The organism is Pantoea endophytica (assembly GCF_002858935.1).
GTDB lineage: Bacteria > Pseudomonadota > Gammaproteobacteria > Enterobacterales > Enterobacteriaceae > Pantoea > Pantoea leporis.
This window is the reverse complement of record NZ_PJRT01000033.1, coordinates 615,934-637,333: the sequence shown is the minus strand read 5'-3', so window position 1 is coordinate 637,333 and position 21,400 is coordinate 615,934. Positions and strand designations below refer to the sequence as shown.

Below are 21,400 nucleotides of genomic sequence, written 5' to 3'. Positions count from 1 at the left end.
GAGATTTAATCGGACTAACCTTAATCATACGAGATTTTGAATAGTTAATTTCGATTGGAAATTTCTGGCTTTTGTATTACCTCGGCAATAAAAAAAGCGCCTTTAAAAGGCGCTTTTAAATAAAAATTCAGTTGCTAATCAGATTACATGTACAGACGCGGTGTTTGTCGTTCCGCTTGGTACTAATGCACCTGAAACCATTACCACCACATCGCCTTTCTGCGCATATTCGCTTTCCAGCGCCATTTCTTTACCAATGCGGTAGAAATCATCAGTTGAGGCAATTTCTCTCACCAGATGAGTTTCGATACCTTTGCTCAGAATCAGCTGACGAGCGGTGGTTTCGTTGGTGGTGAGCGCCAGAATGGTGGCATCCGGGAAATACTTACGGATAGCTTTAGCAGATTTACCACCTTCGGTGGCTACAACAATCAGTGGTGCTTCCAGCTTCTCTGCAGTCTCAACGGCACCGCGGCATACCGCTTCGGTGATGCGCAGCTTGCGTGAGTCCTGCAGCGAGTCAATGCGCGATTTCATCACGCGGTCGGTACGCTCACAGATGGTCGCCATGATGGTGACCGACTCCAGTGGATAACGACCTTTAGCACTCTCACCAGACAGCATGACCGCATCGGTACCATCGAGGATGGCGTTCGCCACGTCGCCGGCTTCCGCGCGGGTAGGGCGTGGGTTCTTGATCATGGAATCCAGCATCTGCGTCGCGGTGATGACCACTTTGCGTGCTTTATTACATTTCTTAATCATCATCTTCTGCGCGAAGATCACTTCCTCAACCGGGATCTCAACGCCGAGGTCGCCACGAGCAACCATGATGCCGTCTGAGGCTTCGAGGATCTCGTCGAAGTTGTTCAGGCCTTCCTGGTTCTCGATTTTCGAGATGATCTGGATATGCTCGCCGCCATGCGCTTTCAGGTGCTCACGGATTTCCAGCACGTCAGAACGCTTACGGATAAACGAAGCGGCGACGAAATCAACGTTCTGCTCGCAACCAAAGATCAGGTCGCGCTTATCTTTTTCCGCCAATGCAGGCAGCTGAATGGAGACACCTGGCAGGTTAACGCCCTTGTTCTCACCCAGATCGCCATTGTTTAGGACATTACAGATTACTGAATTCTCAGTCACTTCTGTGACCTGCATACCGATCAAGCCATCGTCGACCAGAACGGTGTTACCAATTTTCAGATCTTCAGTGAAGCCGGCGTAGGTCACGGCAACACGTTCGCTGTTACCAATGACTGACTGATCGGTGGTGAAGGTGAAGGTCTGGCCGGCTTTCAACGACACATCGTTGCCGCCTTCCAATTTCATGGTACGAATTTCCGGACCTTTGGTGTCCAGCAGAATAGCGGCCTGACGACCGGTTTTTTCCATAACGGCACGCATGTTGGTAATGCGTTGGCCATGTTCAGCGTAATCCCCGTGCGAGAAGTTAAGGCGCATCACGTTCATGCCCGCTTCCAGCAGTTGGGTCAGCATCTCTTCAGATTCGGTTTTTGGACCGATAGTACAAACGATTTTGGTCTTTTTCATGTCAGGTTTTCTATAAGTTGTGATGGATGATAAAGGTCGGGATTCGATGCGCACGGCACCGAAGTGAGAATATTTATGGTGTTGGATCGGATTTCACAGAAATAAGAATAGGAGACGAAAGCAAAGCGTGCAGAGAAGTTATGCAGTACGCGAGGGAACTGAGTGATCAGTGTTGCGCAAATCATTGGAGTTGTTTGCATAGGCACGTTAGCGCTGAAACCTTTCAGGTGGAACAACGCGGCATAGTATAGTCGCTAAGTATGCGAAAACCAATATAAAAGCGGTGCGATATAGACGATGCAGATCAAGAAAAAGGTGTTGCGCAAGGAGATAAAACCAGAGTGGTGCGCTCTAATGGACTCGAACCATCGACCCCCACCATGTCAAGGTGGTGCTCTAACCAACTGAGCTAAGAGCGCATTGAGGAAATTCACAAAATTGGTGCGTCCGAGTGGACTCGAACCACCGACCCCCACCATGTCAAGGTGGTGCTCTAACCAACTGAGCTACGGACGCACTTGGTGCGCTCTAATGGACTCGAACCATCGACCCCCACCATGTCAAGGTGGTGCTCTAACCAACTGAGCTAAGAGCGCAACACGCTGTCAGGGCGACAGCGGGGACGAATATTAACGGCAGGCCGTGATGCTGGCAAGGGGAAAAAGTGTTTTTCCCCTACGACTGACCAGCAACTGTGCTATGCGTCGTTTTTTTCGCCGTTACCAGCCACTTAGCGCGCAGCGCGCGCCAGGATGACCTGCGCAGGCAGGCGCTGCAAACGACGGATGCGCCAAATCATCATCACCGCTGCGGAGGTCAGGCCGATAATAAAGCCACACCAGAAACCGGCGGGACCCAACTTCGGCAAGACCCAATCCGTCATCGCCAGTACATAACCCACCGGCAAACCCAGCACCCAATAGGCGATAAAAGTAATGAAGAAGATCGAGCGCGTGTCTTTATAACCGCGCAAGATACCGCTGCCAATCACCTGAATTGAATCTGAGAACTGATAAATCGCCGCCAGCAACATCAGCTGTGCCGCAAGGGTAATGACTTCTGGATTTGCCGTGTACAGGCCGGCGATATCGTGACGGAAAATCACGGTAAACAGTGCGGTGATGGCCGCCATGCTGATGCCGACGCCTTGCCCGGTCCACGCAGCAACGCGCGCTTGTTCGGCCGAACCTTGTCCCAGCCGATAGCCAACGCGAATGGTAGTGGCGACGCCGAGCGACAGCGGCAACACGAACATCAGCGAACTGAAGTTGAGTGCAATCTGGTGTCCGGCCACTTTCACGATACCGAGCGGTGACACCAACAGCGCCACCACGGCAAACAGCGTCACCTCAAAGAACAGCGCCAATGCCACCGGCAAACCCAGCGTGAACAGGCGTGACAAAATCGCACGTGACGGTGCAGACCAGCGCATTTTCATACGGATGTCGCGCATGCTTGCCATGCGTTTCACCCAGAAGCGCATCACCAGGAACATCACCCAATAGACCGATGCCGTCGCCACGCCGCAGCCGACGCCGCCTAAGGCCGGCATACCAAAATGGCCGTAAATGAACACATAGTTGAGCGGAATATTCACCATCAGGCCGAGGAAGCCGAGCAGCATCGCCGGTTTGGTTTTCGACAAACCTTCGCATTGGTTGCGCATCACCTGGAACAGCAGGTAACCCGGTGCGCCCCACAGCAACGCATGCAGGTATCCTTCGGCTTTGGCGGCCAATTCAGGATCGATATCATGCATGGTGTTAATCAGATAACCGGCGTTCCACAGCACCACCATAATCAGGATTGCAACACCGATTGCCATCCAGTATCCCTGGCGTACTTGTTCCGCGATACGTTCGCGTCGTCCTGAACCGTTGAGTTGCGCAACGGTAGGCGTCAAAGCCAGTAGAAGACCATGACCAAACAGAATGGCGGGAAGCCAGATAGAGGTGCCGACAGCGACGGCGGCCATATCCGTGGCGCTTACCGCACCGGCCATAACAGTATCTACAAATCCCATCGCAGTCTGGGCCACCTGAGCAAGGATGACCGGGATCGCGAGGGCCAGCAATTGACGCGCTTCGGTAAAATACTTCTGCACGTTACACCTGCTTAATTAATGAAGAGAGCGGGGCGAAATCCCCAAAGAATGCGCGCACAGTGTAGCGGCAGCGCTGGCTTCCGCCAAACGTTGATCGCATTTTGTTTAGCAATTTGTGTAAAGTTTGAACTCCGCCAAATTAAGCTGCCGCCGACAAGCTGTGATAAACTGACGCAAACTTTGCAGAGGCTAAGATTATGTTTACTGGAATTGTGCAAGGCACGGCAGAAATTGTCGGCATTGAAGAGAAAGATCTGTTTCGTACCCATATTGTGCGCTTACCGGATGACCTGTTACCGGGACTGGCGCTGGGCGCATCGGTAGCCCACAACGGCTGCTGCCTGACTGTGACTGAGATTAATGGCGATCGGGTTAGCTTCGATCTGATTAAAGAAACATTGCGCATTACCAACCTGGGTGAATTACAGGTCGGGGATGTGGTGAATATTGAGCGTGCAGCGAAGTTCAGTGATGAAATTGGCGGCCATTTGATGTCTGGCCATATTATGACCACGGCGGAAATTTGCAAAATCATCCAGTCAGAAAACAACCGCGAAATCTGGTTTAAATTACAGGATGCCACGCAGATCAAATATATTCTGCATAAAGGTTTTGTGGGTATCGACGGAATTAGTTTGACCGTTGGCGACGTTACCAAAAGCAAGTTCTGTGTGCATCTGATTCCGGAAACCCTCGAGCGCACCACGTTAGGCGCGAAGAAGTTTGGTCAGAAGGTCAATATTGAGATTGATCCTCATACGCAGGCCATTGTGGAAACCGTTGAACGCGTATTAGCGCAGCGTGAAGCCGCTGCACTGGCGCAGATTGCCAGCGCAGAATAATGGCGCTAAAAAAGGCGCCCTGCGGCGCCTTGATTTATTTCTGCAAGCTCATTAACGCGCTACGCGTAATCCGCCATCCTTGCCACGACTGAATACCACCTGCCACAGCTGAATATCACGGGCACGAAACGCACCGGCGCAGGCGTTGAGATAATAGTCGAACATTCGTTTAAAACGTTCGCCATATTTCTCAGCCAGCTGCGGCCACGCCGCCTGAAAACGTTCATACCATGCCATTAACGTCGTATCGTAATCTGCGCCAAAGTTATGCCAATCTTCCATGACGAAATGTGGCTCACTGGCATCAGCGATTTGACGGACCGACGGCAGACAACCGTTCGGGAAGATATATTTATCAATCCACGGATCGACATTCATATCCGTTGTGAGGGCACCAATGGTGTGCAGTAAAAATATGCCGTCTGGTTTGAGATTGCGGTCAGCAACATCAAAATAAGTGGCATAGTTTTTCGGCCCGACATGTTCAAACATTCCGACAGAAACAATGCGATCATATTGATTATTCAGGTCGCGATAGTCCTGCAGTAAAATAGTGACATCCAGTCCTTCACAGCGTTGTTGTGCCAGTTTTTGTTGCTCTGCAGAAATAGTGACGCCATGCACCGTGACGCCATAATGGCGTGCGGCATATTCCGCCAGTCCGCCCCAGCCACAACCGATATCCAACAGCGTCAAGCCCGGTTCAAGTTGTAACTTGCGGCAAATCATATCCAGTTTGGCCTGCTGCGCGTTTTCCAACGTATCAGCATCTTTCCAGTAGCCGCAGGAATATTGCATATAGGGGTCAAGCATCAGTGAGAATAGATCATTACCCAGATCGTAATGCTCTTTACCCACAATCCAGGCGCGTTTTTTCGATTGCAAATTAGTAAGACGCGCGGCGGCGATGCGCAACGTATCTTTAAAATGCCGCGGTAATTGTTTATCCAGATGGTGTTTTAAAACGCGATGGAAGAACATATCAAGCTGTTCGCACTCCCACCAACCATCCATGTAACTTTCACCTAATCCGAGCGATCCTTCCTCGAGCACGCGTTTAAAAAAATCTGGATGCTTTACCTGAATATCCCAGGGACGAGTGCCATTAACTGCAATATCAGCACGCTCTAGCAGTTCATTGACGATCCGAAACCAGTGGTTTTCTTCAAGGCTCACTTCTTCTATAACAGATGAACTCATAGCTTCTCCATCACCTTCCGATCTGAACCTGAGAAAAAGAATAGCCAATTTCCCAAGACCTGTGAGAGAACTCACGGAAAATCCGTGCGCCAGAAATCCGACGTTTTACAGAGGCATGAATTTGAATAGAAAAGTTGGACGCCGCACTGGAGTATCGTGCAGACGCCATCCCGCGACAGTGTCGCTAAAGGTATTACATTTATATTATTGATTTAATACAGAATTACTGACCCACTGAGTATATGCTCACGTGGGTCAATATTCAACGGGTTATCGTTAGTTTGCTAACGAAAAGCGTTGGCTTAGAGATTATCTTCGCAGGGACGGGAAGTGTGGGCAATATCACTTTGTGCGTTTGCCGATCGCTGGCAGACAAAGCCCACCCACGCCAGTACCACGGTGGCCACCATCACTAATGTGGTGTTGAACAGCGCCTGCTCAAGGCCGGCGGAGACCAGCAGGCTGGCGACAAAGCACAATCCTAACTGGAATAAATTCTGTAATCCTGCCGCTTTACCGGTGGCGTGCGGGAAGGGCGCTAATGCGCTGGCCACCACTATCGGATAGATCGCGCCATTGGCCAGCGCCATGCCGCAGAAGGGCATCAGCAGCACAAACAGCGGCGCTGAAGGCATCAGGGCGATGACAAACAGACTTAGGATGCTCAGACTGTACAGCACCAGCAACCACGGCAGCAGTTGCGCGCCCTGATAACGATTTAACAGCGTGCGGCAGCCAAAGCCGCCAATCAGAAACGCAATGGTCTGCGGAATATAGCTCAGGCCAATATCACCCGGCGTCAGGCCAGCTGCGGCGAGAATGAAAGGTGAGCCCGTCAGCCACGCGAAAAAGCTCGCCGAACATGCCGAATAGATTAAGACGTTACCGCTGTATACGCGGGTACCCAGCAAAGTCAACCAGCCGGGTTGTTTGCCTGAGGCAACTTTCTCGCGCTTAGGCGAGGTTAATTGCAGCGTACCGATCAGCAACACTACGGCAACCAGCGTCAGCGTGATAAAGATGCTGCGCCAGTGGAAGTGGCCGATCAGCCAGGCGCCGAGCAGCGGTGCCAGCGCCGGCGACAGCGCAACCAGCGGCATAATCGTTGCAAACACTTTATTGGCTTTCGCTTTTGGATAGTGATCCACCACCAGCGCCTGCCAGCTTACGGCAGCCGCACACACGCCAATCGCCTGCATAAAACGCAGCGCCAGCATCAGGCGGACATCGGTCACCCACAGCATTCCCAGACAACCGAGGGCGAAGATGGCAAGGCCCGCCAGCAAAATCGGCTTACGTCCATAACGATCTGATAGCGGTCCCCAAAATACCTGGGCACAGGCAAAACCGCCGAGAAACAGACTCAGGCTGGCGCTGATGGTGCCGGGTGCGCTAGCAAAATCACGCTGCATATCGCCAAAGGCGGGCAAATACATATCCGTGGCAAGAAAGCCGAGCATGCTGAGCACGGCGAGATAAGGCATAAATGCTTTAGACGACAACATGTTGATTCTCTTTTGGGCAGGGTGAACGCCGGGGAGTGTAAAAGGATGCGGCGCGCTTTGTGAAACGCTAATATTTGCATGGTGCTGTTAAAATTTTTGAAGGCAAATTTATGTGGTCAGAATATGCGCTTGAAGTGGTGGATGCAGTAGCGCGCACCGGCAGTTTTAGCGCGGCAGCGCAGGAACTGCATCGCGTGCCCTCTGCCGTCAGTTATACTGTGCGCCAGCTGGAAACCTGGCTGGCGGTGCCGCTGTTTGAGCGCCAGCATCGGGAAGTGGTGATGACAGCGGCGGGCGAGCATTTTGTGCGGGAAGGCCGATCTGTTATCAAAAAAATGCTGGCCACTCGCCGACAGTGTCAGCAACTGGCAAATGGCTGGCGCGGCGAGTTGAGCATCGCGGTTGACTGCATTGTAAAACCGCAGCGCACGCGACAGTTAGTGAAGGACTTCTATCGCCATTTTCCCGATATGGAGCTGATTATCAGCTACGAAGTGTTCAACGGCGTGTGGGATGCGTTGGCTGATGGTCGGGTGGATGTGGCGATTGGCGCAACCCAGGCCATTCCGGTGGGCGGACGTTTTGCCTTTCAGGATATGGGCGCGCTGAACTGGCGTTGTGTGGTGAGCCCTGATCATCCGCTGGTTAACAGCAAGGAGCTGGATGATGAAACCTTGCGGGCGTGGCCATCGCTGGTGCTGGAGGATACCTCGCGTGCGTTACCGCGCCGTATGACATGGACGCTGGATAATCAGCGGCGGTTGGTGGTGCCAGAGTGGGAAACCGGGATGGATTGTTTGCTGGCAGGATTGTGCGTCGGCATGGTGCCTGGCCATTTGGCGCGTCCACTGCTGGACAGCCAAAAACTGGTCGAGCTGGCGCTACCGCAGGCGTTTCCGGACAGTCCGTGCTGCGTTAGCTGGTCAGAACAGCGCGCGTCACCGGCGCTGGCGTGGTTACTGGCTTATCTCGGGGATGCGGAAACGCTGAACCACGAATGGCTCAGCGAAGTGTCGGCTTAGCGGCGGTAGTCGCGGAACGGACCGTACGCCACCGAACGGCGTTCAATCAGCGTTGGCTGGACTTCGATAGTTTGCGGATCTTCGCGCTTGCTGGTGATGCGATCCAGCAGCATTTCCAGCGCTTTTTCGCCCAGTTCAGCTTTCGGCTGGTGCACGGTGGTGAGCGCTGGTGTGAAATAGCGCGCGTTGCGCACGTTATCGTAGCCAATCACCGAGATATCCTGCGGTACGCGCAAACCCATCTCATCAGCAGCGCAAATCGCGCCCATCGCCATGATATCGCCACCGCAGAACACCGCGGTTGGACGCTGTTTCTGATTTAAGATCTGTTGCATCGCCAGATAGCCCGATTCAGGCTCAAAGTCGCCCTGAACCACCCACTCCGGACGCACTGTAATGCCCGCTTCGTTCATTGCCTGCAGGAAGCCAGCATGACGTCCACCGCCGGTGTTGCGCTCCATTTGGCCAGGAATGGCACCGATATCGCGATGGCCACGTTCAATCAGATAACGCCCGGCGAGATAGCCGCCCTGAAATGCATTGTCCTGCACAGTATCGGTGAAATCACCGCGTGACGCGCCCCAGTCCATTACCACCATGGGGATATTGCGGTTCTCTTCCAGCATCTGCAGCAAATCGTCTGGATATTCCGAACACATCACCAGCAAGCCATCGACGCGCTTTTGCGCCATCATTGACAGGTAAGCGCGCTGCTTTTGCAGATCGTTGTGCGCATTGCCGAGAATCAGCGTATAGCCGCGTTCGAAGCAGCGGTTCTCCACCGCTTCGATAATTTCAGCGAAGTAGGGCGCTTCGCTGGAGGTCGCCAGCAGACCCAAGGTTTTGGTGTGATTGACTTTAAGACTACGCGCCACGGCACTTGGCGAGTAATGTAATTCTTTGATCGCTTCCCATACGGCGTTACGCGTCTCTTCCGCAACGAAACGCGTTTTGTTGATGACATGCGAAACCGTGGTGGTTGAGACACCCGCGCGTTTTGCGACATCTTTAATTGTTGCCATGAAAATGGTGCTCCTGGGCTTATCGCAACTTACTGATAAGTATATTGTTAAACGTTTGCGTCTGCTAATGCTTTTACAGCCCAAAAAAGCGGGCAAAACGGTATGTTCTAGCAGGTAAAATCACTTCATCACGCTGTAAATACAGCCTGCGCAAAATCTGTTGCGCAACGAAAGGCGGCGATTCTAGCAAGCTGGCGCGGATAACACGAGATTTTTGCCTATTGCTGTGCGAAAATCGTCTTAACCCTAATAATTGTGTGACTAAGGAGTTGTGATGAATACCGACCTGAAGCTGGCGCTAATGACCACTGTTGGCGCACTGTTGATGATTATCGCCTTCAGCTTTACCGCGATCATGCACTAACAAAAAAGCCGGAGCTGAGAACAGCATCCGGCTTTTTATGTCTGTTGCGCAACAACTAGCGAATGGTTTTTGGCGTCATCATACGACGCGCGCCCACATAGTGCTTCTGCCAGTAATCCTCACCCAATGCGCTAATCTGAATATCTTTGCCGGTACGCGGCGACTGAATGAATTTGCCATTGCCAAGATAAACGCCCACATGGTCGGCGGTACCGCGATTGTTGATGCGGAAGAACACCAGATCGCCTTTCTCCAGCATTTCACGCTTAATCGGTGCCGCATCACGCAGGTGATACATCTCATTGGCGGTGCGTGGCAGTTTGAATTTCACCAGATCTTTATAGGCGTACCATACCAGGCCGCTGCAATCGAAACCGGTATGTGGCGAAGCGCCGCCCCACTGATAAGGTTTGCCGAGTTGACCCATTAATTTGGTCATCGCCGTTTCACGCGCTTTTTGATAACGCTGACGGTGCGCTTTACTCATTTTGATGCCGGTCAGCGCTAACGCTTCATCATCGACGGCGATCTCGGGCGTTTTCTTCGCTAAACGTTGATGACCGTATTTCTTAGCAGAGAGTTTCAGCGGGGATTTTTTGCTGGTGGTTTTGTGCAGCGCGATGTCTGTTTTGGTCTGTTTTTTGAGTTTGAATTTTTGAACAGCGGTCAGACGCGATTTTTTGGTGGTGGTTTTTACCGGACGTCGTTTGCGGCGCTCGTCTTCACGTGCGCTCTTTTTCTCTGCTTTAAGCGAACTGGCGTTAACGGGCGCATGCGGAGATGCAGCGGCCACATTAAAGAACAGTTGGGCGAAAGCCAGTATGAAAAGCGTAATTAGTAGACGCATAATCCGGTTACAGGTTAAGCAGGCTGAATCATAGCAGACTGCGTAAAAGTGAGAGAAATCTGATCAAGTGACCAGCGCCGAGGCAATTCTAATCCACTTTTTTTACAAAAGGTAAGGCCTTTTTCTATTAATCTGTTACCAGATTGATTCTGTAGCAAAAATGAGCGATTTCAGCTGGTTAACACAACGAAATTATTGCTAATTATTAATTTATTAATGCCAATTAATGATATGAAAATGTTATTTGTCATGCGTTAACTTAACAAACATGGCGATTAACCCGTGCAAAGGCAAAATCCCGTTTTCAGTCCGGGAGCGAAATCGCTACAATAAACAAACACGAAGTAGAAGATTAAGGAAGGCAATAATGAGTACTGTTGAAAAAATTCAGCGTCAGATCGCAGAAAACCCGATTCTGCTGTACATGAAAGGTTCGCCAAAGCTGCCAAGCTGTGGTTTTTCGGCGCAAGCCGTGCAGGCGCTTTCTGCGTGTGGCGAGCGTTTCGCTTACGTGGACATTCTGCAGAACCCGGATATTCGCGCTGAAATGCCAAAATACGCTAACTGGCCAACCTTCCCGCAGCTGTGGGTCGATGGTGAACTGGTCGGCGGCTGCGACATCATCGTTGAGATGTTCCAGCGCGGTGAACTTCAGCCACTGCTGAAAGAGACCGCTGAGAAGTATAAAGAAGCGGAATAATGCAGAAGGCCGACACATGTCGGCCTTTTCTTTAGTTACTCGGCAGACGCCTCGTCTGCGGATTCTTCACTAAAAGCCAGCGGCCAGCCGCCCAGGCGTTTCCAGCGGTTTACCAACTCACAGAACAGCGTCGCGGTTTGCTCGGTGTCATACAGCGCCGAATGCGCCTGCGTGCTATCAAACTCCATTCCCGCCGCTTTACAGGCTTTTGCCAACACGGTTTGCCCCAGCACTAAACCGCTCAGTGCCGCGGTATCAAAAGTGGCAAACGGGTGGAACGGATTGCGCTTCAGGCTGGCGCGCTCGGCGGCCGCCATCACGAAGTTGAGATCGAAAGTGGCATTGTGCGCCACGATAATGGCGCGATTGCAGCCGCTATCTTTGGTGCCTTTGCGCACCATTTTAAAAATCGCGTGCAGGGCTTCATATTCACTTACCGCACCGCGCAGCGGATTGGTGGGATCGATGCCGGTAAACGCCAGCGCCGCAGGATTCAGAATGGCGCCTTCAAACGGTTCCACATGGAAGTGCAGCGTTTCATCGCGGTGCAACCAGCCGTCTTCATCCATTTTCAGCGTGGTGGCTGCAATTTCCAGCAGTGCATCGGTTTGTGCATTGAAACCCGCGGTTTCAACGTCGATCACAACAGGATAAAAACCGCGAAAGCGTTGGTGGAGAGCGTTTAAAGCGTTCGATTCAGACATCAGGATCTCATGGCAATAAATAGGGCAGCGCGCATTATGGCAAAAATCGCAGGAGGGTGCAGCAGGAGAGGGAAGTCAGCCTGCAAATAGCAGGCTGACGGGCAACCTTAGTTGCCTAAGCCGTGACCGGCATGTTTGTTTTCAATCAGCTCGATTTTATAACCGTCTGGATCTTCAACAAACGCAATAATAGTCGAACCGCCTTTTACCGGGCCCGCTTCACGCGTTACGTTGCCGCCTGCGCTGCGAATGCGTTCGCAGGTGTCAGCGACATTGTCCACGCCCAGCGCGATATGGCCATAAGCGTTGCCGAGATCGTATTTATCCACGCCCCAGTTGTAAGTCAGCTCAATCACCGCGCCTTCGCTCTCTTCGGTGTAGCCAACGAATGCCAGGGTGTATTTATACTCGGTATTCTCGCTTTGACGCAGCACGCGCATGCCGAGCACGCGGGTGTAGAAATCGATAGAACGTTGCAAATCGCCAACGCGTAACATGGTGTGAAGTAAACGCATAACATCCTCTTTTTTAAAACGTCATCAGTGCATGACAAGCAACTTAGTATAGACACTGATGAAACAACGCTGCCGCCTATCCGCCGCGGCAGCCATTTTCTTACAGGGTTGGATAATCGGTATAACCTTCCGCGCCGCCACCGTAAAAACTCTCAGGACGCTGCGGATTAAGTGGCGCATCCTGCTGCAGACGGGCAACCAGATCCGGGTTGGCGATAAAGTCGCGACCAAAGGCCACGGCGTCAATCAGGCCACGCGCAATCAGATCGTCGGCTTTCTCAACGGTGTAAGCACCGGCACCGATGATTACGCCAGGGAACAGGGCGCGCACTTTTTCACGGAATGCATCGCTGTAAGGCTGTCCGCCCGCCCAGTCTGGCTCAGAAAGGTGCAGATAGGCGATGCTGCGTTTGCCCAGCTCGGCGATATACCACAGCGCCGCTTTTTCTTCTTCCGGGCCATTGTCCAGATTCTGGAAAGCACCGATTGGCGAAACGCGGATACCAATACGATCGGCAGACCAGTTGGCAATCGCCGCATCCACCACTTCCAGCGCGAAACGGCCACGCTTTTCAATCGAACCGCCGTACTCATCGGTACGCTGGTTTGAACCTGGTGCGAGGAACTGGTGCATCAGATAGCCGTGCGCGGAGTGCAGCTCCAGCAGGTCGAAATCGGCTTCGCGCGCATTGGCGGCGGCCTGACCAAAATCTTTTACGATTTGCTGAATTTCAGCCACTGACAACTCGCGTGGCACTGAGGTGTCTTCACGATAAACAGAACCATCCGCGGCGCGCAGGGACGTGCGCGTACCTGCCGCTAGTGGGGATGGGGCGACCGGCGCTTTGCCTTCGGGCTGCACGCTGTTATGAGATATGCGGCCGGTGTGCCACAGTTGTACAGCGCTGTGACCGTTGGCGGCATGAATGCCTTCGTTAATCACTTTCCACGCGGCAATTTGCTGCTGTGTGTGCAGACCCGGCGCACCGGCATAGCCTTTCGCCTGGAAAGAGACCTGGGTGGCTTCGGTGATGATCAAACCGGCACTGGCGCGCTGTTGATAATATTCTGCCATCAGCGGCGTAGGGATATCGCCCGGCTCAATGCTGCGCAGACGCGTCAACGGGGCCATGAAAATGCGGTTCGGTACGGTAATCGCGCCCACTTTAAGTGGGGAGAACAGCTGCTTACTCGCCATATTGATTGCTCCAGGAAGACCGGTCGTCTAGTAAATGGGGTTTTAAAAATCAGTGACTTATCAGCCACTGTTCGATGGTGTCGAGTGCCAGGCTAATCGGGCCCGGCTCTCGGGAAATCTTGCTCTGCAAACTTGCTCCGAGCCACAGCAAGTAGCAGCGCTGCGCCAGCTGCTGCGGCGTTTGCCCAAACGGCAGCGGCTGCTCAGCCGCCACCTCAGTCAAACAGCGCGTGTAGGCAGCGATAATGGCGTTGGCACCCTGTTGCAGTGCATCGCGCATCGGCTCAGAGAGATCGCACACTTCGGCTGACAACTTTACGCCAAGACAGCCAACAATATGACCTTGCTCGATAAACAGCCGTTCGCCATAGCGGAAATGCGCTAACAGGCGCTCGGTCGGCGTTAAATCGGGCAGACTCAACTGCTGATCAATCTGCTGCTGGAAATGGCTGAAGTAGCGCTCAATCAGCGCCACACCAAAGGCCTCTTTTGAACCAAAATAGTGGTAGAACGAGCCTTTCGTGACTTCCGCCAGCGCCAGCATCTCGATCAAACCCATGCCGGTAAAGCCGCGCTGTAAACAAACCTGCTCGCCAATAGCGAGCAGGTGTTCACGGGTATCGTTGCGTTGCAGAGTCTTATTCATGGGGGGCAGGTTATTAGACCAGTCAGTCTAACGCAACCCTCAGGCGGCAGTTTGGCACGATCTGATCATGTCTAGCTGCGGCTGATACTGCTGCGTCTGGATATTGAACATGCCTAAAACCGTATGGAAAAGATTATCTTGCGAAACCTTGGCGTCAGCCGCTTGCTGGCGTAAACAGGTATCATTGATGTGGTACGCCGCCGCGTATCCCGGTGACATCCACATCAGCAGAGGAATGTGTGTTTGCTGCGCAGGCGCAAACAGGTAAGGCGCGCCGTGCAGATACATCCCGCTCTCGCCAAGCGATTCGCCATGATCGGAGAGATAAACCAGCGCCACATTGAAGCGATCGCTTAGGCCTTTAAGCTTATCGATGGTGCGGCTCAGCATGTCGTCGCTATACAGCAGCGAATTATCGTAGGTGTTCACCAGCGCCTGATGATCGCAATCCTGAATCTGCTTGCTGTCGCAGGTGGGCGTGAAACGGCGGAACTCAGCCGGATAACGCTGATAATAGGCTGGGCCGTGGCTGCCCATCTGATGCAGCACGATAATGCCGTCGTTGTGCAGGCTGGCAACATAGTTATCAAGACGATGCAGCAACACCTCATCCTGGCAAAAACCATCGTGACAATATTGCGGCAGTTTCCACTGCGTCATATCGGTGTGCGGCACGCGGTCACAGGCGCCTTTGCAGCCACCATCATTTTCGCGCCACAGTACGCTTACGCCCGCATGGGCGAGGATGTCGAGTACGCCTTCCTGGTGGTGCGCCAGATTGGCGTCGTAATGCATGCGAGGCATATTCGAGAACATACAGGGCACCGAGATGGCGGTTTCTGTGCCACAGGAACTGGCGTTGGGATAGTAAATCACCTGCTGTTTTTTTAGTTCTGGATTGGTCTCTCGCGCGTAACCACCCAACGAGAAGTTCTCGGCGCGCGCCGTTTCACCTACCACTAACACCACCAGCGTTTTACGGGTTGCGGCGGAGATTAACGCACCTTTATGAGCATCTTCACCGATTTTCACCAGCGCCTGGCTACCTTGCAGATAGCGTTGATCGACATAGTGGCCGGTGCCGCTGACGATATTGGCCGGAGTAATCATCTTGATCAGGTTTTTATTATTGCGAATCAGCGAGGCGTAATCTTTGTAAAACAGCGCCGCCATCAGCAGTATCACCAATATTGCGCCCAGTGCGCCCGTCAGGCGTTGCAGCAGATTCCACCACCAGCGCGGTCCACGACGAATACGCACGCCGCAAATCAACGCCACCGGCACCATTCCCATCAATAGCATCCAGAGTAGATAGCGGCTGCTAAACAACGCTGAGGCTTCCTGCGGGTCGGATTCAAAGACGTTTTGCATCATATTGGTGTCGATCACCGTGCCAAAACTGTGCATGAAGTAATTGGCGGCGGCGCTGACGAACACCAGCACAATCAGCAACGGCTTGCGCAGATAAGGCCAGGCAGCAAGTGAGAAAATAAAATAGAAAGCCGAGGCCAGCACCAGCGGAATACTGGCGGCGAACAGATAATCGTGGGGATGATCGTAAGGAATCATTTCCCAGGCACGCAGCAAGAACAGGGCATTTAAAACTAGTGCGAAGAACAGCGCAGCAATAAGGTTAAATCCGCTGGTGCCGCACTGCAGGGTGGTCGGGAATCTCATGAAAACTCAACGGTAAGAAGTCGTGTGACAATCGTATGAAGACAAGCTGAGGAAAACCTTAACCAAGAGTAAACATAAACCATCCAAAACCGATAAATGCTGGCTATTTGGTAAACAGGCGTAACCAGACAGCGTAATGGCTTGATTATGCGCAATGGGCGTCTACGCTTTGCACAATGTCATTAAGCTGTTATCAATGTGATATGAGATGTTAATTGCGGAGTGGATGTGGCCGAGCAACTCGAGTTCTTCCCTGTTCCCAGCCCGTGTCGTGGTATTTGCCAGAGTGACGCGCGTGGCTATTGTCGTGGCTGTTTACGCAGCCGGGAAGAGCGCTTTAACTGGATGAAATTCAGCGATGCGCAAAAGCGCGATGTGCTGCGCTTGTGCCGGCAACGCTTTTTGCGCCTGCAGCGGCAGCAAAAAGTGGATGAAGATCATGATCCACAACAACCGGAACTGTTTTAAGAAAACGATGATTTGCCTTTCCGTTATACTCCCGCTTTCGTCATCTGGAACCGTGTTTTGGGAGTTTAACCATGTTACAAGCGCAGGCTATTGCACCGCAGGGACCCTCATTTTCACCGCTGATCGCCGGTTACTGGCGTTTAATGGAGTGGGGCATGACGCCGCAGCATGTGGTGCAATTTATTGAGCACCATTTAGCGCTGGGCATCACCACCGTCGATCACGCCGACATCTACGGCGATTACCAATGTGAAGCCGCCTTTGGTGCCGCGCTGCGCCTCGCGCCGGGTTTGCGTGAGAAGCTGCAAATCGTCACCAAATGCGGCATTGCGACGCGCGCGAAGCCTGAACACCGTATTGGTCACTACATCACCGAAGCCAGCCACATTCTGCACAGCGCCGAAAACTCGCTGCGCCATTTCCATACCGATTACCTCGATTTGCTGTTGATTCATCGCCCGGATCCGTTGATGGACGCTGATGAGATTGCCGAAGCCTTTACGGCGCTGCATCAGAGCGGCAAAGTACGCCATTTTGGCGTCTCCAACTTCACCGCCTCGCAGTTCACGCTGCTGCAATCGCGTTTGCCGTTCAGTCTGGTCACCAATCAACTGGAGATCTCTCCGCTGGAGCAAACGTCGCTGCTGGATGGCTCACTCGATCAGTGCCAGCAAAATCGCATTCGCCCAATGGCGTGGTCATGCCTCGGCGGCGGTCGCCTGTTTAACGATCCGCATTATCAGCCGCTGCGCGATGAGCTGGAGCAGGTTAAGCAGGAGATCGGCGCCAGCAATATCGAGCAGGTGGTGTATGCATGGGTGATGAAGCTGCCAAGTCGTCCGCTGCCGATTATTGGATCAGGTAAAATCGAACGTGTAAAAGAGGCGGTTGGCGCGTGCCAATTGACGCTGGATCGCCAGCAATGGTTCCGCATCCGTAAAGCCGCCATCGGCTACGATGTGCACTAAAGCGTAAAGCTGCGTCAAATTACGGCAGCCTGGATGAAAGCAGTCCAGGCTTAGAGGGAATCTAACCGTAAGGAGACGTTATGAAGAAAACCCTCATTGTTATGCTGGCTCTGGCCTGCGCCGCGGGTGCGCAGGCGGCGTCAGAAGAAGTCACGCTGCATGAAACCACGGCGCAAGGCATCGGGGCAGCGATTGGCACCGTCACGCTTAGCGAAACGCCATACGGTGTGCAATTTACCCCAGCGTTAAGCGGCCTGAAACCCGGCATTCATGGTTTCCACGTCCATGCTAAAGGCAGCTGTGAACCGGGCGAGTCGGACGGTAAAACGGTGGCGGCCGGTGCGGCGGGCGGACATCTCGATCCGCAAAAAACCGGCAAGCATCTTGGCCCGTATGCCGATGGTCACCTTGGCGACTTACCCGCGCTGTTTGTCACAGAAGATGGCAAGGCGACGTATCCGGTCGTTGCGCCACGCATCAAATCCCTGAGTGAAATCAAAGGTAAAGCCTTGATGGTGCATGTGGGCGGCGATAATCATGCCGACCATCCGCAACCGCTTGGCGGCGGCGGGGCGCGTTTTGCCTGCGGCGTAATTTAATGCTTTGGGCGGCAGCAGCTTGTCGCCCCCTTTCCTCACGCTGAAAAAAGTTGACCCATTTTCTTGCTACTCTCCGCGGTTTTTCCATCCTATGATATTGATTCAGGAATAAAACCTTCAGGGGCAGGAATGAAAGCGCGTGGGATGATGTTGTTATGTTTATTGCTGGTGGGATGCGATCAACCCAACGACACACAGCTGCGTTTAGATGCCAGTCGACAACTGCAACGCACCATTGATACCAATCCGCTGCGCGTCGGCTGTGAGAAGATTGCGCGTGGTCGTGAATGGCTGACTCAGCACACCCTTCATCGGCTCGAAGCCAATGGCTGCGAAAATGTCTTGCGCAGCGCCACCGAAACCAACTTCACCCACAGCGAAACTTATCGTCATGCGATGACAGTGGTGTGCGGCGGTATTCAGGGCAAAAGTTTCACCGGCACCACTTTGTATCGCCGCTTTATCTACTCTTCAGAAGAGAAGGCGCTGGTGATTGAACCGATGTCCGATCAGGATAAAACCCGCTTTGAAGGACAGAAATCGCTGCAGCAGTTGCAGGATGATTTTAATCGTCAGACCACGCAATATTGCCAGTAATCAATCCGGTACCGCCTGCGCTAACTGGGCCAGTGAGCAGCGCAGTCGCCACAAAATGCCCGCCAGCGTATTGGCTTCGCTCTCCTGTTGCTGCTGCAGTTGCTCAATCAGGGTTTCCAGCTCATCCAGCGTGGCCTGCAGCGCGGTGTGATGCACCCCGCGCAGACTTATAATTCGTTGCAGATCCTGCAGGCTGCTATCACGCATTTGCCTAAGCGTAGCCGACGTCGGCTGCCATTGGCGCAGCTGCCAGACAATGTGGGAACAGTTCAGTAACACCACGCCCCAGCGCAGCAGCCAGACGCGCGCCTGCTCGTCACGACTGTTACTGAGCTGACTAATATGATGATAAATCTGTGATTCGAAGTGGCTTTCGCTCAGGCGCGGATGGCGGCGAAGCTGGTCGAGAAACGCATGGCGCAGGGCACGAATATGCCGACGACTGCGACGCGCATCGGAACTGGGACGCAGCACCTGAAACGCCAGCCACGCCAGCATTACGCCGCACACCTTGGCGATATTGTCATTGAGGAAGCTTTGATAATCCCAGTCCGGCGGATTGGTGACGGCGATAAAGGATCCCATAAAAACAATGAATTGCCCCCACATCCCGGCGCGTTTCTTCTGCTGCAGTTTGAACAACTGCAAGGTGAGCAGCAGCGGGAACAGCACCAGTAAAAACTGCCACAGCGCGCTGATTTGCACCATCAAACCAAACTGCAGCACAAAGCTAAACAGCGACAGCCACAGCAAGGTTTTCAGCAACAGCGAGACGCTGCCACTGGGCGAGGGCGCGGAGGAGTAAAGCACGCAGGCGATGGCGGTAAGCGTCAGGGCGGCGGCACCGGAATCCCATTGCGTGGTGATCCAAAAGGCGCAGCCCAGCATGATGACGCTGAAGGTGCGCAGCGCGCTCCAGCCGGCTTCAGCACTGTCGCTTTCGCGCGCCAGCGAGGGCGTATACGGCGGCTGAAAACGGGTATCGGCATCGGCGCGTTCAATCAGGCGAATCCAGCGATTCACATTGAGATACACCCAGCAGAAATAACGCAGTCGCTGGACGAAGGCGCGTTGACGGTAATCACCGGTTGCTGATGGCGTGATGCCACGCAGAATCAGCGCCAAACGGTATTTGTCGCACTGCGGCTGCGCCAGTTCCTGCAACAGTTTGGCCATGGCGTCGTAAAGTTCGGGTGGCGCATCGGGCCAATTCAGCAACATGCGGCGCAGGCTGGAGAGTACACTGGTGAGACGCAGCTGCTGGTGCAGTACATAGTTCAGCACGTTGTTCTGGCGGCGGAAGCGATAGTGGCTCCAGAACGCCTGAATGCGCAGCAGGTTCATGGTGAGAATCTGGCTAATGACATTCTCATGGGCGGTGCGCACGTTATCAGTGCTGCTTTGCTGCAGTAATAACACCGCATGATCCAGCAAACGCGCGTGCATCTGACGCAGTGAACTCATCAGCGCGTTGCCATCTGAGGTGCTGGGCAGAATCATCATCATCAATCCGGCACACAGGATGCCGGAGATCACTTCGCACACGCGCGCCTGGGCGATATCCCACAGCTGAGTGACATCGGTGATGTTGACGCTGCTAAAGGCGATGATGGCGGCGGTATAACCCGCCAGCGAAAACGCGTAGGCCACGTTATTTTGGTAGTGATTGGCGATCCAGGTACAGAACGCCAGCCACCCGGCCATGAAAAAGGCAAACAGCCAGGGTTCGTTCAGCGTGTGTCCGGCGATCAGCAGCGCGGCGCTGGCACCGAGCAAACTGCCAACGATGCGCCCCAGACTTTTACTGATGGCGCCGCCGACGGTGGGAAAACTCACCACCGCCGCCGAGGTCATGGCCCAGTAAGGTTGATCGAGTTGCAGCGCATAGGCGATGGTCAAGGCGAGACACATCGCGATGCCATTACGCAGCGCGTAGCGCCACTCGCCCCCACTTGCTTTTATCCACGGCAGATTTTGCCACGCCAGCCACTGAAAATTCATCACAACCTCAGTGGGCGATGGAGATGGTGCAGGTGGTGCCCGCCACCAGCGGCACACCTTCCGGCAACGCGTCTAAGCGAATACGCACCGGCACGCGCTGCGCCAGGCGCACCCAAGGCACGTTAGGCTTGATATCGGGCACCAGCCCGCCATCGCTGGCGACGCTTTGGTCATAAATGGCGCGTCCGATACTTTCCACTGAACCCTGCAAGTGCGCGCCGTTGCTGTACAACACAATTTGCGCGGCTGCGCCGGGCTGAATATGGCGCAGCTTAGTCTCTTCGAAATAGCCCATCACGTAGTAAGAGTGGCTGTCGACCAGCGCAAACAGTGGCGTACCGGCGCTGGCATAGTTGCCGGTGCGCAGCGTCAGGTTGCTGATCCAGCCATCGGTGGGCGCGGTAATGGTGGTTTGCTCAAGATTCCAGCGTGCCTGATCGAGGCTAGCCTGCGCCGCTTTTGCCGTCGCTGCGGCAGCATTGGCGGTTAAGCGGGCGGCATCCATATCTTCCGCTGAAATGACGTTGCGCGGCAGGCTGGCGCGGCGATTGGCTTCATGCTGCGCTTTGGCCAGATCGGCCTGCGCTTTAGCCAGTTGGGCTTCGGCATTGGCCTGCGCAATTTGCCACGGCACCGGATCGAGCTTCAGCAGCACGTCGCCTTTATGCACAAACTGATTGTCGCGCACTTCCAGAGCGATGATGCGACCGGACACTTCCGGCGTGATATCCACCAGCTCGGCGCGCACTTTGCCGTCACGCGTCCATGGCGATTGCATGTAGTAATTCCACATCCACCATCCGGCAAGCAGGGCCAGCGCAAAAATCACCAGGGTTGAAAAATACTTAAAAGGGTTGAATTTCATAGTGA

Annotated in this window: 21 protein-coding genes and 3 tRNA genes; 8 read left to right on the top strand and 16 right to left on the bottom strand. The window is 53.6% G+C overall.

Features of this window, described 5'->3' with window-relative positions; translation table 11 throughout:
• Nucleotides 1-138 precede the first annotated feature (138 nt).
• The 5 genes from pykF to PZBJ_RS23620 all read right to left on the bottom strand — a co-directional run bounded on the left by pykF (nt 139) and on the right by PZBJ_RS23620 (nt 3,655).
• Complete coding sequence (gene pykF, locus PZBJ_RS23640; RefSeq protein ID WP_101764554.1) at nt 139-1,551, bottom strand: pyruvate kinase PykF; 1,413 nt, start codon at nt 1,549-1,551, stop codon at nt 139-141.
• Nucleotides 1,552-1,893: 342 nt separating this feature from the next.
• Nucleotides 1,894-1,970 (bottom strand) — tRNA-Val (locus tag PZBJ_RS23635).
• Nucleotides 1,971-1,990: 20 nt separating this feature from the next.
• Nucleotides 1,991-2,067 (bottom strand) — tRNA-Val (locus PZBJ_RS23630).
• A 3-nt stretch (nt 2,068-2,070) separates the two neighbouring features.
• Nucleotides 2,071-2,147, bottom strand: a tRNA-Val gene (locus tag PZBJ_RS23625).
• A 134-nt stretch (nt 2,148-2,281) separates the two neighbouring features.
• On the bottom strand, nt 2,282-3,655 hold the full coding sequence (locus tag PZBJ_RS23620; RefSeq protein ID WP_101764553.1) for an MATE family efflux transporter: 1,374 nt from the start codon (nt 3,653-3,655) through the stop codon (nt 2,282-2,284).
• A gap of 197 nt (nt 3,656-3,852) precedes the next feature.
• Between PZBJ_RS23620 and PZBJ_RS23615 the strand changes: the two genes are divergently transcribed.
• Nucleotides 3,853-4,497, top strand: a complete 645-nt coding sequence (locus PZBJ_RS23615; protein ID WP_101764552.1) for a riboflavin synthase subunit alpha — start codon at nt 3,853-3,855, stop codon at nt 4,495-4,497.
• 51 nt (nt 4,498-4,548) lie between these two features.
• On the opposite strand, the gene cfa is transcribed toward PZBJ_RS23615, so the two are convergent.
• The gene (gene cfa, locus PZBJ_RS23610; protein ID WP_101764551.1) at nt 4,549-5,697 is read right to left on the bottom strand and encodes a cyclopropane fatty acyl phospholipid synthase; all 1,149 of its coding nucleotides are present in this window, start codon (nt 5,695-5,697) and stop codon (nt 4,549-4,551) included.
• Nucleotides 5,698-5,999: 302 nt separating this feature from the next.
• Nucleotides 6,000-7,202, bottom strand: a complete 1,203-nt coding sequence (gene punC / locus PZBJ_RS23605; RefSeq protein ID WP_101764550.1) for a purine nucleoside transporter PunC — start codon at nt 7,200-7,202, stop codon at nt 6,000-6,002.
• Between the two features lie 110 nt (nt 7,203-7,312).
• Here punC and punR point away from each other — a divergent pair, with 110 nt between their 5' ends.
• Nucleotides 7,313-8,224 (top strand): DNA-binding transcriptional activator PunR, encoded by a 912-nt coding sequence (gene punR / locus PZBJ_RS23600; RefSeq protein WP_101764625.1) that lies wholly within the window; start codon nt 7,313-7,315, stop codon nt 8,222-8,224.
• Here punR and purR read toward each other — a convergent pair.
• Nucleotides 8,221-9,246, bottom strand: coding sequence for an HTH-type transcriptional repressor PurR (gene purR, locus PZBJ_RS23595; protein ID WP_101764549.1), 1,026 nt, complete (start codon nt 9,244-9,246; stop codon nt 8,221-8,223). The two genes, punR and purR, sit on opposite strands and share 4 nt — an antisense overlap.
• A 274-nt stretch (nt 9,247-9,520) precedes the next feature.
• Here purR and cydH point away from each other — a divergent pair, with 274 nt between their 5' ends.
• Nucleotides 9,521-9,610 carry a cytochrome bd-I oxidase subunit CydH gene (gene cydH, locus PZBJ_RS23590; RefSeq protein ID WP_007892756.1) on the top strand — a complete coding sequence of 30 codons (90 nt, stop codon included), beginning with the start codon at nt 9,521-9,523 and terminating at the stop codon, nt 9,608-9,610.
• A 55-nt stretch (nt 9,611-9,665) separates the two neighbouring features.
• Here cydH and PZBJ_RS23585 read toward each other — a convergent pair whose 3' ends face one another.
• Complete coding sequence (locus PZBJ_RS23585; RefSeq protein ID WP_101764548.1) at nt 9,666-10,457, bottom strand: C40 family peptidase; 792 nt, start codon at nt 10,455-10,457, stop codon at nt 9,666-9,668.
• Nucleotides 10,458-10,821: 364 nt separating this feature from the next.
• Here PZBJ_RS23585 and PZBJ_RS23580 point away from each other — a divergent pair, with 364 nt between their 5' ends.
• Complete coding sequence (locus PZBJ_RS23580) at nt 10,822-11,157, top strand: Grx4 family monothiol glutaredoxin (RefSeq protein WP_175501675.1); 336 nt, start codon at nt 10,822-10,824, stop codon at nt 11,155-11,157.
• A gap of 35 nt (nt 11,158-11,192) precedes the next feature.
• Here the strand turns inward: PZBJ_RS23580 and rnt are convergent, their stop codons facing one another.
• The 5 genes from rnt to eptA form a co-directional block, all read right to left on the bottom strand.
• The gene (gene rnt / locus PZBJ_RS23575; protein WP_101764547.1) at nt 11,193-11,861 is read right to left on the bottom strand and encodes a ribonuclease T; all 669 of its coding nucleotides are present in this window, start codon (nt 11,859-11,861) and stop codon (nt 11,193-11,195) included.
• Between the two features lie 107 nt (nt 11,862-11,968).
• On the bottom strand, nt 11,969-12,376 hold the full coding sequence (gloA, locus tag PZBJ_RS23570; RefSeq protein ID WP_007892766.1) for a lactoylglutathione lyase: 408 nt from the start codon (nt 12,374-12,376) through the stop codon (nt 11,969-11,971).
• Between the two features lie 100 nt (nt 12,377-12,476).
• Nucleotides 12,477-13,574 carry an alkene reductase gene (gene nemA / locus PZBJ_RS23565; protein ID WP_101764546.1) on the bottom strand — a complete coding sequence of 366 codons (1,098 nt, stop codon included), beginning with the start codon at nt 13,572-13,574 and terminating at the stop codon, nt 12,477-12,479.
• Between the two features lie 49 nt (nt 13,575-13,623).
• Nucleotides 13,624-14,220, bottom strand: a complete 597-nt coding sequence (locus PZBJ_RS23560; protein WP_101764545.1) for a TetR/AcrR family transcriptional regulator — start codon at nt 14,218-14,220, stop codon at nt 13,624-13,626.
• 39 nt (nt 14,221-14,259) lie between these two features.
• A complete protein-coding gene (gene eptA / locus PZBJ_RS23555; RefSeq protein ID WP_101764544.1) occupies nt 14,260-15,897 on the bottom strand; it encodes a phosphoethanolamine transferase EptA in 1,638 nt (545 codons plus the stop codon).
• 228 nt (nt 15,898-16,125) lie between these two features.
• Here eptA and PZBJ_RS23550 point away from each other — a divergent pair, with 228 nt between their 5' ends.
• The 4 genes from PZBJ_RS23550 (at nt 16,126) to PZBJ_RS23535 (ending at nt 18,529) form a co-directional block, all read left to right on the top strand.
• Nucleotides 16,126-16,365: a DUF1289 domain-containing protein gene (locus tag PZBJ_RS23550; protein ID WP_008110296.1), complete on the top strand. Its 240-nt coding sequence runs from the start codon at nt 16,126-16,128 to the stop codon at nt 16,363-16,365.
• Nucleotides 16,366-16,436: 71 nt separating this feature from the next.
• Nucleotides 16,437-17,333 (top strand): aldo/keto reductase, encoded by an 897-nt coding sequence (locus PZBJ_RS23545; RefSeq protein WP_101764543.1) that lies wholly within the window; start codon nt 16,437-16,439, stop codon nt 17,331-17,333.
• Nucleotides 17,334-17,413: 80 nt separating this feature from the next.
• Nucleotides 17,414-17,932 (top strand): superoxide dismutase family protein, encoded by a 519-nt coding sequence (gene sodC / locus PZBJ_RS23540; RefSeq protein WP_101764542.1) that lies wholly within the window; start codon nt 17,414-17,416, stop codon nt 17,930-17,932.
• Between the two features lie 129 nt (nt 17,933-18,061).
• Complete coding sequence (locus tag PZBJ_RS23535; protein WP_101764541.1) at nt 18,062-18,529, top strand: hypothetical protein; 468 nt, start codon at nt 18,062-18,064, stop codon at nt 18,527-18,529.
• Here PZBJ_RS23535 and PZBJ_RS23530 read toward each other — a convergent pair whose 3' ends face one another.
• Nucleotides 18,530-20,530, bottom strand: coding sequence for an FUSC family protein (locus PZBJ_RS23530; RefSeq protein WP_101764540.1), 2,001 nt, complete (start codon nt 20,528-20,530; stop codon nt 18,530-18,532).
• A 7-nt stretch (nt 20,531-20,537) separates the two neighbouring features.
• Nucleotides 20,538-21,395 carry an efflux RND transporter periplasmic adaptor subunit gene (locus PZBJ_RS23525; protein ID WP_101764539.1) on the bottom strand — a complete coding sequence of 286 codons (858 nt, stop codon included), beginning with the start codon at nt 21,393-21,395 and terminating at the stop codon, nt 20,538-20,540.
• Nucleotides 21,396-21,400: the final 5 nt, after the last annotated feature.

What these genes read in the sequence shown, in the direction of transcription:
- nemA (WP_101764546.1), bottom strand. Translation starts at nt 13,574, where the DNA reads ATGGCGAGTAAGCAGCTGTTCTCCCCACTTAAAGTGGGCGCGATTACC.
- sodC (WP_101764542.1), top strand. Translation starts at nt 17,414, where the DNA reads ATGAAGAAAACCCTCATTGTTATGCTGGCTCTGGCCTGCGCCGCGGGT.
- PZBJ_RS23560 (WP_101764545.1), bottom strand. Translation starts at nt 14,220, where the DNA reads ATGAATAAGACTCTGCAACGCAACGATACCCGTGAACACCTGCTCGCT.
- purR (WP_101764549.1), bottom strand. Translation starts at nt 9,246, where the DNA reads ATGGCAACAATTAAAGATGTCGCAAAACGCGCGGGTGTCTCAACCACC.
- PZBJ_RS23615 (WP_101764552.1), top strand. Translation starts at nt 3,853, where the DNA reads ATGTTTACTGGAATTGTGCAAGGCACGGCAGAAATTGTCGGCATTGAA.
- PZBJ_RS23535 (WP_101764541.1), top strand. Translation starts at nt 18,062, where the DNA reads ATGAAAGCGCGTGGGATGATGTTGTTATGTTTATTGCTGGTGGGATGC.
- gloA (WP_007892766.1), bottom strand. Translation starts at nt 12,376, where the DNA reads ATGCGTTTACTTCACACCATGTTACGCGTTGGCGATTTGCAACGTTCT.
- PZBJ_RS23530 (WP_101764540.1), bottom strand. Translation starts at nt 20,530, where the DNA reads ATGAATTTTCAGTGGCTGGCGTGGCAAAATCTGCCGTGGATAAAAGCA.
- PZBJ_RS23585 (WP_101764548.1), bottom strand. Translation starts at nt 10,457, where the DNA reads ATGCGTCTACTAATTACGCTTTTCATACTGGCTTTCGCCCAACTGTTC.
- cydH (WP_007892756.1), top strand. Translation starts at nt 9,521, where the DNA reads ATGAATACCGACCTGAAGCTGGCGCTAATGACCACTGTTGGCGCACTG.
- pykF (WP_101764554.1), bottom strand. Translation starts at nt 1,551, where the DNA reads ATGAAAAAGACCAAAATCGTTTGTACTATCGGTCCAAAAACCGAATCT.
- rnt (WP_101764547.1), bottom strand. Translation starts at nt 11,861, where the DNA reads ATGTCTGAATCGAACGCTTTAAACGCTCTCCACCAACGCTTTCGCGGT.
- PZBJ_RS23545 (WP_101764543.1), top strand. Translation starts at nt 16,437, where the DNA reads ATGTTACAAGCGCAGGCTATTGCACCGCAGGGACCCTCATTTTCACCG.
- punR (WP_101764625.1), top strand. Translation starts at nt 7,313, where the DNA reads ATGTGGTCAGAATATGCGCTTGAAGTGGTGGATGCAGTAGCGCGCACC.
- eptA (WP_101764544.1), bottom strand. Translation starts at nt 15,897, where the DNA reads ATGAGATTCCCGACCACCCTGCAGTGCGGCACCAGCGGATTTAACCTT.
- PZBJ_RS23525 (WP_101764539.1), bottom strand. Translation starts at nt 21,395, where the DNA reads ATGAAATTCAACCCTTTTAAGTATTTTTCAACCCTGGTGATTTTTGCG.
- cfa (WP_101764551.1), bottom strand. Translation starts at nt 5,697, where the DNA reads ATGAGTTCATCTGTTATAGAAGAAGTGAGCCTTGAAGAAAACCACTGG.
- punC (WP_101764550.1), bottom strand. Translation starts at nt 7,202, where the DNA reads ATGTTGTCGTCTAAAGCATTTATGCCTTATCTCGCCGTGCTCAGCATG.